The organism is Fusicatenibacter saccharivorans (genome assembly GCF_027667425.1).
Classification (GTDB): Bacteria; Bacillota; Clostridia; order Lachnospirales; family Lachnospiraceae; genus Fusicatenibacter; species Fusicatenibacter saccharivorans.
The window spans coordinates 54761-66700 of the sequence record NZ_JAQEGR010000015.1 but is presented as its reverse complement, the minus strand read 5'-3'; the positions used below and the strand labels follow the sequence as shown (position 1 = coordinate 66700).

General features: G+C 50.6%; 9 protein-coding genes. 3 read left to right on the top strand and 6 right to left on the bottom strand.

The genetic code is table 11. From position 1 onward, the window contains the following. Nucleotides 1–38: 38 nt before the first annotated feature. Together PGS38_RS13880 and PGS38_RS13875 are read right to left on the bottom strand one after the other, a co-directional pair. Entirely contained in the window at nucleotides 39–338 is a 300-nt protein-coding gene (locus tag PGS38_RS13880; RefSeq protein ID WP_022461427.1) for a hypothetical protein, read from the bottom strand. Then, nucleotides 335–697, bottom strand: a complete 363-nt coding sequence (locus PGS38_RS13875; RefSeq protein ID WP_055217741.1) for a hypothetical protein — start codon at nucleotides 695–697, stop codon at nucleotides 335–337. The genes PGS38_RS13880 and PGS38_RS13875 overlap by 4 nt, the downstream gene beginning before the upstream one ends. A gap of 137 nt (nucleotides 698–834) precedes the next feature. On the opposite strand from PGS38_RS13875, the gene PGS38_RS13870 reads away from it, so the two are divergent. Then, nucleotides 835–984 carry a hypothetical protein gene (locus PGS38_RS13870; RefSeq protein ID WP_172680771.1) on the top strand — a complete coding sequence of 50 codons (150 nt, stop codon included), beginning with the start codon at nucleotides 835–837 and terminating at the stop codon, nucleotides 982–984. Nucleotides 985–1072: 88 nt separating this feature from the next. On the opposite strand, the gene PGS38_RS13865 is transcribed toward PGS38_RS13870, so the two are convergent. The 4 genes from PGS38_RS13865 to purF all read right to left on the bottom strand — a co-directional run bounded on the left by PGS38_RS13865 (nucleotide 1073) and on the right by purF (nucleotide 5096). Next, nucleotides 1073–1357: a hypothetical protein gene (locus tag PGS38_RS13865; protein WP_055228247.1), complete on the bottom strand. Its 285-nt coding sequence runs from the start codon at nucleotides 1355–1357 to the stop codon at nucleotides 1073–1075. 92 nt (nucleotides 1358–1449) lie between these two features. Beyond that, entirely contained in the window at nucleotides 1450–1692 is a 243-nt protein-coding gene (locus PGS38_RS13860) for a helix-turn-helix transcriptional regulator (RefSeq protein ID WP_022462361.1), read from the bottom strand. A gap of 146 nt (nucleotides 1693–1838) precedes the next feature. Beyond that, nucleotides 1839–3539, bottom strand: coding sequence for a S8 family peptidase (locus PGS38_RS13855; protein ID WP_158565941.1), 1701 nt, complete (start codon nucleotides 3537–3539; stop codon nucleotides 1839–1841). A gap of 120 nt (nucleotides 3540–3659) precedes the next feature. Continuing rightward, nucleotides 3660–5096, bottom strand: coding sequence for an amidophosphoribosyltransferase (gene purF, locus PGS38_RS13850; protein WP_117761558.1), 1437 nt, complete (start codon nucleotides 5094–5096; stop codon nucleotides 3660–3662). 464 nt (nucleotides 5097–5560) lie between these two features. Between purF and PGS38_RS13845 the strand changes: the two genes are divergently transcribed. Together PGS38_RS13845 and gltB are read left to right on the top strand one after the other, a co-directional pair. Then, entirely contained in the window at nucleotides 5561–7171 is a 1611-nt protein-coding gene (locus PGS38_RS13845) for a CTP synthase (RefSeq protein ID WP_117802401.1), read from the top strand. Nucleotides 7172–7400: 229 nt separating this feature from the next. Further along, nucleotides 7401–11939: a glutamate synthase large subunit gene (gltB, locus tag PGS38_RS13840; protein WP_118750552.1), complete on the top strand. Its 4539-nt coding sequence runs from the start codon at nucleotides 7401–7403 to the stop codon at nucleotides 11937–11939. The last annotated feature ends 1 nt before the right edge of the window (nucleotide 11940 follow it).

Below are 11940 nucleotides of genomic sequence, written 5' to 3'. Positions count from 1 at the left end.
GGATTCCAGACCGGCAGCGTTTTTTGGTTTGTAGTTTTTCAGCGTTTTTTCCCGGAAGCAGCGGAGCGGAAGAGGCGTACCATCTGGTCAATTTTTGCCGCTTCCTGTTTGGATTTTCCGGCTTTGATGGCAGAGATGATCAGGTCCGCCTCGGAGGCGGAAAACTGTGCGCCGCCCTGATTTCCCTGCATCAGGGAGAGAAGAAACGGCATCATTTCCGCCTGGGATTTTCCACGGCTCTGAGAGGCCATCTGCTGCAGTGCCTGAAGCCGGGCAAAGTCAATTCCGGAAAGAGAGGGGTCCTGCGACCAGTCGTTTTGCTTATCATCCGAACTCATAGCAGATCCTCCTCATTTCCGGGATTTATATTCTGAAGCATCTGGACCATCTGCATGGTCTGAAACATCTGGGAGAGAAGATCCCGCTGCGGACCGGCGGCAAAACGGGAAATATCCTGCAGCATCTCAAGCGGAGAGACGTGCGGGGCATCAACAGACATCATGGAAAGGTCGGCCGGACGGGAAAAAAGCTGAATGGTCCGCTGGAGCTCGAGCCATTTGCTCAAAATCGCAAGGGAGGGCTGCAGGCCGAAGGAGGCGTAGGGAATGGCAGCCTTCAGCATCTGAAGCTGATCCTGTGCGATCATCTGGTCCAGCGGTGTCATCTGTTCCACATTTTGTTCCTGTTCCTGATTCAAATTAAGATCCTTCCTGGCAGCATTCCTGCATTTGTCTTTTTATTTCTCTTTATCTTATGTTCCAGGCCGGAAAAAATGACAGAAGGCGGGAAAAAACATATGATAAGAGGAAGAAAGAAAAAGGAGACCGCCGGAAAATGGATGGAAAAGAAACAGCAAAAAGAAAACAGGTACTCGAAGGGAATGCCTTTTATGAAATAGATCTGGAATGTATGAGAAAAAAAGAAAAAAGAGAAGAGATGGAAAAGCGGGAAAGAGAAGCACGGAAACCGAAACGGTTTCGCTGAAAGAGAATTCTGGTGAAAAAAGCCCCGGGGCGGTTGATCCGCACCCGGGGCTTTTTCTGCCCGAACATCTGGGAGGACTGAAAAAAGGTCAGCAGCCGCATCCACAGTTATTGCTGTTGCCGCATCCACAGCCGTTGTTGTTCCATCCGCCGCAGCAGAACAGAAGAATCAGAACGAGCCAGCAGTCGGAATTGCAGCCATTGTTGTTGTTTCCGCATCCACATCCGCCGCAGCAGGAGAGGAGAAGCAGAATCCAGATAATACTGCAGCCATTGTTTCCGAACAGGTTGTTGTTGGAAACACCGCATCCATTATCGCAGCCACAGCCGTTGTCACATCCGCATCCACAGTTTGTAGCAGCTAAATCACTCATGTTTGTTCCTCCAAAGGAATCATTTTGCTTACAATTCATGATATGAAAAACTGCCGGGCGGGGTTACTCTTAAAGAGAAAAATTCAAAGACCCTACAGACTGCGTCCCTGAAAATCAAAAAGCTCTTTCACCGGAATGTCAAGTGCCTCAGCGATATCGAACAGAAGATTCAACGAAATAGAGGTTTTTGTATTTGGCGCTTCGATGTTGCTCATATGGGTACGACTGATATGTACCGCCTCGGCAAGTTCGGCCTGCGTCATTCCTTTTGCTCTTCGGTAGTAGGCAATCGTAAGTCCAAGAAGGCGAAGATCGTTCAAGCGTTCGTAATTCATAGTCAGGAATCCCCCTTTTAGTTTTATAAATATAATGATAATACGTAATGATACAACGGAAAACAATCAAAAACAAGGCACTTGCACATTAAAAGTTTGCATCAACAAACGGATATACCATAGAAGCAAACCTGTGAGCGGGAAAATCAGTTTGTCATAAGGCTTAGAAAGCTCTGATATAACTGCAATCTTCCGTATCCCCACTCGCGGCTTGGATAAGTAATGGTATCAGTTCGGCCAGCGCCGCGGATCAGATAGTTTTTCAGCTCCTGCGCCGTAAAATAGCGGGATGGGGTGCGTTGAATGCCCCATTGCAGGAAGAGAGCGGCAGCACCGGATGTAATAGCAGCGGACGCGCTTGCGCCGCTCCGGTTTTCGTAGGAGCCTGCTGGTCCCGGTCCGGTGACGGAAATCCCGGGGGAAGCAAAATCGGGTTTGATTTCACCAAGCCGGGTAAAGCCGCGTCCGGATTCCGGTGAAAAACTGTTATTGGATGCCTGATAGGTGGAGGGAGACAGAACGGGAACGGTGGCGGAGGGTGTCGTCAGTGTCGTGTACGGGTCGGGTTCCAGAAAGATCACATCGGAAGTGGAAAATCCGGTAATCGGAAGCCAGACGTGGAAATCGGGCGGGGAAGGAAAGGCGCGGTAAACCTGAAGTGTCCAGATGCCGGGCGTCGGATCCAGCATGCGGATCAGGATGAGCTGGCTGCCGGTCGTCGTCTGAACGACTTCGTAGTTGACGTAGATGACGGTGCGTTCCAGAACAAAGGTGATCCTCTGTTCCTGAGTCAAAGAGACGGGAATCCGCGGAATCGTTTCTCCGCCGGGAGAGCGGAATCCGACGGAAAAAAGCTGCGGAACCTGTCCCCAGAACTCCAGGACAAAACCGCGGCTGCCTTCGGAAACGAGAAACTCCACATTTTTCGGGGAGTCATTTTCGGATACGGAGCCATAATAATGGTGAGCGGCGTTTCCCTCGTTGCCGGTGGCGCAGACCGGAATAATGCCCGGCGTATTTCCGTAGCGCGCCAGCGTCAGAGCGATGGGAAGGGTTCCGGAATGACTTCCCTGATTTGTTCCAAGTGCCAGACAGATGACCAGTGGTTTTCCCTCCCTGGCTGCGACTTCGTTTAGAAAACGCATCGCAGAGAGAAGATCATCTTCTTCAAAGACAGGAGCATTGGTGGAGACAAGATAAAAGTCTTTCAGATTCTGTTTCGCCGGTTTTAACTTAACAACAGCGAAATCGGCTTCCGGTGCAGCACCGAGAAAGCCGGCGGACGCATTCGGAGTACCGCCAGCGACTCCGGCGACGTATGTTCCGTGTCCGTCCGGATCCGTGACCGGAACGACAGAAAGAGGATCCCTGCTTCGAAGCGCATCGTCAAGGTCTGACTTTTCGTAGAGACTGCCATAGGGAAACTGCGGCGGCGGTGTGCCTGTGCGGTCGGTCTGATCCCAGATGGAAAGAATCCGGCTCTGACCGTTGCTGCGCAGAAAGGCGGGGTGGCGGTAATCGATGCCGGTGTCCAGAAAACCCAGGATTACATTTTTGCCGGTATACCCGCCGCCGTAGAGATTCTGCGTCTGTACAATGCCGGAGACTTCTAAAGAGAGGGTGGAAAGCGGCGTGAAAAGTTTCGGGAGTCCGGTAAAAAGAATTTCACCAAAGAGATTTTCCGGGAGCAGGCTGCGCTCGAGAAAGAGAACGGAATACTGCGAATTCAGTGTAAGAAGGGCACTGGATTCCGGAAAGAGCATCTGGTACCGCTCGGACTGTGCCACGTAATTCTGAATCAGAATGTTGATGTAATCGTTGGAATAGATGATGTCCGTAAGATCCATAAAGAGATCCTTTGTTTTTGAAGGTATTGTATGCAAACCATACAGAAAAGTATGCATGCTCAAAAAAGAAATCCCCCTACCGGGTGCAAGATCTGCACGGTAAGGGGAAAGAAAACGAAATCAGCTTTCCAGAAGAGCGCTGATATCCTGCTTTGGTACTTCCATCGGATAATGACTGTCGAAGCATGCACGACAGATCGGCAGGTCACCGACCATGTTCTGGAGCTTTTCGATCGGCATGTAGCCCAGGGAGTCCGCTCCGATCTGCTGGCGGATTTCCTCGGTGGAATGGGAGCTTGCGATCAACTGCTTGTTGGAAGGCACATCGGTTCCAAAATAGCATGGATACAGGAACGGCGGGGAACTGATACGGACATGAACCTCGGTCGCACCGGCTTTTCGCAGCATCGTAATCAGATTCGAAATCGTTGTTCCGCGGACAATGGAATCGTCAACGAGGACAATTCGTTTTCCTTTTACGACGGATTCCAGAACACTCAGCTTGATTTTTACGCTGGATTCCCGTTCCTTTTGTGTCGGTTTGATAAAGGTACGGCCGACATAGCTGTTTTTGTGGAAGGCAAGACCGAACGGAATGCCGGATTCTTCGGAATAGCCTTTTGCGGAGGCAAGTCCGGAGTCCGGAACGCCGCAGACAAGATCTGCGTCAACCGGATAGGTCTTTGCAAGCGTTGCGCCGCCGCGGATTCTGGCTTCATAGACACTGATGTTGTCTATTTTGCTGTCGAGGCGGGCAAAATAAATATATTCAAAAATACAATGCGCTTTTTTTACGTCAACCGGCATAAATTCGGATTTCAGATTTCCGGTTTTGTCAAACGTTACAATTTCTCCCGGAGCGACATCGCGGACGAATTCAGCGCCGATCGAAGTGAGGGCGCAGCTTTCCGAGGCGAGAACCCAGGCGTTGTCCCGCTTTCCGATGCAGAGCGGTTTTAAGCCGTATGGGTCGCGCACGCCGATGAGTTTTCTCGGGCTCATGATGACAAGGGCATAGGCGCCGCGGATTTCTTTTACCGTGCGCAGAATCGCTTCTTCTACCGTTTTGGAATGAACGCGTTCCCGCGCAATGCCGTAGGCGATGATTTCAGAGTCAATCGAAGTGTGAAAAATTGCGCCGGTGTTTTCCATCTGCTCGCGCAGTTCCATAGCGTTGACCAGATTTCCGTTGTGCGCAAGGGCGAGGGAGCCTTTCAGATAATTCAGAACGAGCGGCTGTGCATTCTCTACGGTAGTGGAACCGGTGGTAGAGTACCGGACATGGCCGATGCCGATATTGCCGGACAGCTCTTCTAATTTGGATTCTTTGAAAACTTCGTTGACAAGGCCAAGGCCTTTGTAGGATTTCACATGGCCCTTTGGACCGCTGGTGTCAGAGACGGCAATTCCGCAGGACTCTTGTCCTCTGTGCTGCAGGGCGGAAAGGCCATAGTAGATCGAAGGACTGACGTCGGCACCATCCAGATCGTAAATGCCGAAAACACCACATTCCTCCCGGAGACCGGTATCATAACAATTGTTTGACGATGGCTGCATAGGTATTCTCCTTTTTTCAGTTGTAGACCTGCATGTTTTAAAAACATTGATTATCATACTCATTTTTGCGGATGATGTCAAGAAAATCGTGATATGTATAAAATATGGTGCAGAAATTTAGGATTTCGTGGAAAATGTCGAAAATAATAAAAAATAGTAAAAAAAAGTTGCAGGAAATTCGAGATGTGTTATAATCGTTTTTGATTTTGAATGAAAGCCCCGGACAGCAGCTATGGATGAGCCATGCTTGCATGAGCGAATTCATAGATATTGGCCGGGCAAGACGACATGAGTAAGTAGGGCGATAGCCCGGATTACGAATGTTGTCAGCAGTTGCGGGAGCGACGCAGGCGCGGAGTAACTGGCTTTCATCATAGAGATGTCGCCGGCAGGCGACATTTCCTTTTAGAGAAACTTGTGACGGAAAAGAAAATATCAGAAGAGAAAAACAGGAGGAAATCAATATGGCAGTAAAATATGTCTTTGTGACAGGCGGAGTAGTCTCCGGCCTTGGAAAGGGAATCACGGCGGCGTCCCTTGGACGGCTTTTAAAAGCCCGAGGATACAAAGTGACGATGCAGAAATTTGACCCGTACATCAACGTTGACCCGGGTACGATGAACCCGATTCAGCACGGCGAGGTTTTCGTTACCGATGACGGCACAGAGACAGACCTCGATCTCGGCCACTACGAGCGTTTCATCGACGAGAGCCTGGATAAAAATTCCAACGTGACGACCGGAAAAGTATACTGGTCTGTTCTGCAGAAAGAACGCCACGGTGATTTCGGCGGAGGCACCGTACAGGTCATTCCGCACATTACAAACGAAATCAAGAGCCGTTTCTACCGCGGAAAAGAAGTAGACGAGGAGCGTATTGCCATCATTGAGGTCGGCGGAACCGTCGGCGATATCGAGAGCCAGCCGTTTTTGGAGGCAATCCGCCAGTTCCAGCACGATGTCGGACATGAGAACGCTATCCTGATCCACGTTACCCTGATTCCATATTTGAAAGCTTCCGGCGAAATGAAGACGAAACCGACGCAGGCGAGCGTAAAAGAGCTGCAGGGAATCGGTATTCAGCCGGATGTCATTGTATGTCGGTCCGAGCATCCGCTGACCACCGAGATCAAAGATAAAATTGCTCTGTTCTGCAACGTTCCGTCAAGCCATGTTCTGCAGAACCTGGACGTGGAGTATCTGTATGAAGCTCCGCTTGCCATGGAGAAAGAGAACCTGGCGCAGGTTGTCTGCGAGAGCCTTCACCTTCCATGCCCGGAACCGGATCTGTCCGACTGGACCCATATGGTAGAAGCACTCCGCCATCCGAACAAAGAGGTGACGATTGCGCTCGTCGGAAAGTATATCCAGCTGCATGATGCATACCTGAGCGTTGTTGAGGCATTAAAACACGGCGGAATTGCAAGCCATGCAAACGTACACCTGAAATGGGTGGATTCCGAGCTGGTAACCGAGGAGAACGTGGCAGAGTATCTGAGCGATGTGGACGGTGTTCTGGTACCGGGCGGATTCGGAAACCGCGGTATCGAAGGCATGATCACAGCGATTCGATATGCAAGAGAGAACAAGATTCCGTTCCTCGGCCTCTGCCTCGGCATGCAGCTGACGATTGTTGAATATGCAAGAAACGTTCTCGGTTACCACGACGCACACAGCATCGAGATGAACCCGAACACCATGCACCCGGTGATCGCACTGATGCCGGATCAGGATGGAATCGAGGATATCGGCGGTACGTTACGTCTCGGCGCATATCCATGCGTCCTGGCAGACGGATCGAAGGCACAGGAGCTGTACGGCAAGAAAGAGATCTCTGAGCGGCATCGTCACCGCTATGAGGTCAACAACGATTTCCGGAAAGCACTGACCGAAAACGGCATGGTTCTCTCCGGTGTATCACCAGATGGAAGAATTGTCGAGATGGTCGAGCTTTCGGATCATCCGTTCTACATTGCAACCCAGGCGCATCCGGAATTCAAATCCCGTCCGAACCGTCCGCATCCGCTGTTCCGCGGCCTGATTGCAGCAGCAGCCGAGTACCATGCAGCGAAATAATGGATCGAAAGTGTAGAAAATTAGGTAAAATGCAGCAATAACCTAAGAAAGTAAAGAAAAATTGTAAAAAATTATATAAAAATTAAATTTGCTCTTTACAGGATGAAAAAAATAGAGTATAGTAAGGGCAATCCAAAAAGAACGGCGGGGAATGAAATGTTCCCCTCCATTCTTTTCCGGAAAACAAAAGAGAACCGAAAATAAGAAAAGGTAAAGGAAGGGAAGCCGTATGACACAGAGTAAAGAGCGTGTCATGGGAGAAGAAGGGCTGTACCGTTCTTCCTTTGAACACGACAACTGCGGTATCGGAGCCGTCGTGAATATCAAAGGTGAAAAATCCCATGCGACCGTAGAAAACGCATTAAAAATCGTAGAAAATCTTGAACATAGAGCCGGCAAAGACGCCGAGGGTAAAACAGGAGACGGAGTAGGAATCTTGTTGCAGATATCGCACAAATTCTTTTCCAAAGCCTGTTCGACCCTCGGTTTTTCATTAGGCGGAGAACGGGAATACGGCGTCGGCGTATTCTTCTTCCCACAAAATGAGCTGAAACGGAACCAGGCAAAAAAGATGTTTGAGATCATCGTGGAAAAAGAGGGACTGGAACTCCTTGGATGGAGAACCGTGCCGACCGTTCCGGAAGTTCTCGGCCATAAGGCAAGAGAGTGTATGCCTTACATCATGCAGGCATTCATCAAAAAACCGGAGGATGTGGAAAAGGGAATCGCTTTCGACCGTCGTCTGTACGTCGTACGCCGTGTTTTCGAACAGAGCAACGACAACACCTACGTGCCATCCCTTTCCAGCCGTACCATCGTATACAAAGGTATGTTCCTCGTAGGACAGCTCCGCACCTTCTTCCGCGATCTGCAGGATGTCGATTATGAATCTGCAATCGCCATGGTGCATTCCCGGTTCAGCACGAACACGAACCCAAGCTGGGAGAGAGCACATCCGAACCGTTTCATCGTACACAACGGCGAGATCAACACCATCCGCGGAAACGCCGACAAGATGCTGGCCCGTGAGGAGACGATGTTCTCCCCGATGCTGCAGGATGAACTGCACAAGGTTCTGCCGGTTGTCAACACCCAGGGTTCTGACTCTGCAATGCTCGACAACACACTCGAGTTCCTGACCATGAGTGGTATGGATCTTCCGCTGGCTGTCATGATCACGATCCCGGAGCCGTGGGCAAACAACGATACGATTTCCCAGGAGAAACGTGATTTCTATCAGTATTATGCAACGATGATGGAGCCGTGGGACGGACCGGCATCGATCCTGTTCTCCGACGGAGATGTGATGGGAGCAGTGCTCGACCGCAACGGTCTTCGTCCTTCCCGTTACTACATCACCAACGATGGATTCCTGATCCTTTCCTCTGAGGTCGGTGTTCTGGAAGTTCCGGAAGAAAAAATCGTCTTAAAAGAGCGTCTCCATCCGGGCAAGATGCTTCTCGTCAACACCGTACAGGGAAAAGTCTTAAACGATGAGGAAGTCAAAGAATATTACGCAAAGAAACAGCCGTACGGCGAATGGCTCGACAGTTATCTGGTACAGTTAAAGGATATCAAAATCCCGAATCTGCCGGTCGAAGAGTACACGAAAGAAGAGCGGATGCGCCTGCAGAAAGCGTTCGGCTACACCTACGAGGAGTACCGTTCCTCCATCGGAAAGATGGCATTAAACGGTGTCGAGGCAACCGCTTCGATGGGTATCGATACCCCGCTTGCCGTTCTCTCCCATGAGCATCAGCCGCTGTTCAACTATTTCAAACAGCTCTTCGCACAGGTAACGAACCCGCCGATCGACTGCATCCGTGAGGAGATCGTAACTTCCACAAGCGTTTACGTCGGACGTGACGGAAACCTGCTTGAGGAGGAGCCGAAGAACTGCCAGGTATTAAAGATCAACAATCCGATCCTGACCAATACCGATATGCTGAAGATCAAGAACATGAAAGTCGAAGGCTTCAAGGCAGTGACCGTTCCGATCACCTACTACAAGAGCGCACCGCTTGACCGTGCGATGGACCGCCTTTTCGTCGAGGTTGACCGTGCACACCGGGCAGGAGCCAACATCCTGATTCTCTCTGACCGCGGCGTCGATGAGAACCATGTGGCGATTCCATCCCTCTTGGCTGTATCTGCGGTTCATCAGCATCTGGTAAAAACGAAAAAGAGAACTTCTCTTGCGATTATTCTGGAGTCCGGCGAGCCGCGCGAGGTGCACCATTTCGCAACACTGCTCGGCTACGGTGCCTGCGCAATCAACCCGTATCTGGCACTCGACACGATCCATGAGCTGATCGAAGAGGGCATGATCAAGAAAGATTACTACGCAGCCGTTGAAGATTACAACCACGCAGTCATCTCTGGTATCGTAAAAATCGCAGCGAAGATGGGTATCTCCACGATCCAGTCGTATCAGGGTTCCCAGATCTTCGAGGCCATCGGTATCTCAGCAGATGTCATCGACAAATACTTTACTGGTACGGTCAGCCGTGTCGGCGGTATTACACTGGAAGACATTGCAAAAGACGTTGATGAGCGTCATTCTCAGGCATTTGATCCGCTGGAACTGACGACGGATCTGACGCTGGACAGTCTCGGACGTCATAAAGCAAGAAGTCAGGGTGAGGAGCACCGCTACAATCCCCGTACCATCCATACCCTGCAGGAGTCTACAAGACGCGGTGACTACAGGATGTTCAAAGAGTACACTGCCATGGTTGACAGCGAGGAGAGCGGTTATCTGCGAAGTCTGATGGACTTCGATTATCCGGAGCAGGGCGTTCCGCTCGAAGAAGTTGAGAGCGTAGATTCTATCGTAAAACGATTCAAAACAGGTGCGATGTCCTACGGTTCTATTTCCCAGGAGGCACATGAGACACTGGCAATTGCCATGAACCGTCTGCATGGAAAATCCAACACTGGTGAGGGCGGTGAGAGTGATGACCGTCTCGAATCCCCGGAGAGATGTTCCGCAATCAAACAGGTAGCATCTGGCCGGTTCGGTGTTACCAGCAAATACCTGGTCAGCGCAAAAGAGATTCAGATCAAGATGGCGCAGGGTGCAAAACCGGGCGAGGGCGGCCACTTACCGGCCGGAAAGGTTTACCCGTGGATTGCAAAAACACGTCACTCCACACCGGGTGTATCCCTGATTTCCCCGCCGCCGCATCACGACATCTATTCCATCGAGGACCTTGCACAGCTGATTTATGACCTGAAAAACTCGAATGTGAATGCAAGAATCTCCGTTAAACTGGTATCCGAAGCAGGTGTTGGTACTGTCGCAGCCGGTGTTGCAAAAGCCGGAGCACAGGTTATCCTGATTTCCGGATATGATGGAGGAACGGGAGCAGCACCGAGAAGTTCCATCCACAATGCAGGACTTCCATGGGAGTTAGGCCTTGCCGAGACCCATCAGACGCTGATCAAAAACGGCCTCCGCAACCGTGTCATGATTGAGACAGACGGAAAGCTGATGAGCGGCCGTGACGTTGTGATCGCAGCACTTCTTGGCGCCGAGGAATTTGGTTTTGCGACGGCGCCGCTTGTAACCATGGGATGTGTCATGATGCGTGTCTGCAATCTGGATACCTGCCCGATGGGTATTGCAACGCAGAATCCGGAACTCCGCAAACGCTTCCGCGGCAAACCGGAGTATGTCATCAACTTCATGCGCTTCATTGCAGAAGAGATGCGTGAATACATGGCAAAACTCGGTTTCCGCACGGTCGATGAGATGGTTGGACGTTCCGATCTCTTAAAGAGAAATGATAAGGTGACGAATGAACACGCAGACCGCGTAGACTTAAGCCAGATCCTGAATAACCCGTTTGCAAAAGCAGGCGAAAAAGTAACCTTTGATCCGAAGGATGTTTACGATTTCAAACTGGGCACTACACTCGATGAGAAGGTGCTCTTAAAGAAATTCGGTCCGGCGATGGACAAGAAAGAGAAGAAGACGGTAAAAGTCGAGATCACCAACACCGACCGTACCGTGGGAACGATTCTTGGTGCTGAGATCACCAGAAAATTCGGCACCTCCCTGGAGCCGGATACGTATACCGTACAGTGTAAAGGTGCCGGCGGACAGAGCTTTGGAGCCTTTATTCCGAAAGGTCTGACCCTGGAGCTTGAGGGCGATTCCAATGACTACTTCGGAAAAGGCCTCTCCGGCGGAAAACTTGTAGTCTATCCGTCGAAAGCAAGAAAGTATAAACCGGAAGAAAACATCATCGTCGGAAACGTTGCCCTCTACGGTGCAACGAGTGGCGAGACGTACATCAACGGTATCGCAGGCGAGCGTTTCTGTGTCAGAAACTCCGGCGCTTATGCCGTTGTCGAGGGTGTCGGCGAGCACGGATGCGAGTATATGACCGGAGGCCGCGTTGTTGTCCTTGGCGCAACCGGAAAGAACTTCGCAGCCGGCATGAGCGGCGGTATCGCCTACGTTCTGGACGAAAAGAGCAACCTGTACCGCAATCTGAACAAGGAAATGATTTCGATTGAAACGGTAGAAAGTAAATACGATATTGCAGAGCTGAAAAACATGATTGAAAAGCATGTCGCACACACCGGCTCGGAAAAAGGAAAAGAAGTACTCACACACTTTAACGAATATCTGCCGAAATTCAAGAAGATCATTCCGAATGACTATAAGCGCATGATGATGCTGAGCGCACAGATGGAAGATAAGGGCCTCAGCAGCGAGCAGGCACAGATTGAAGCATTTTACGAAAGCATGCGTAAGTAGG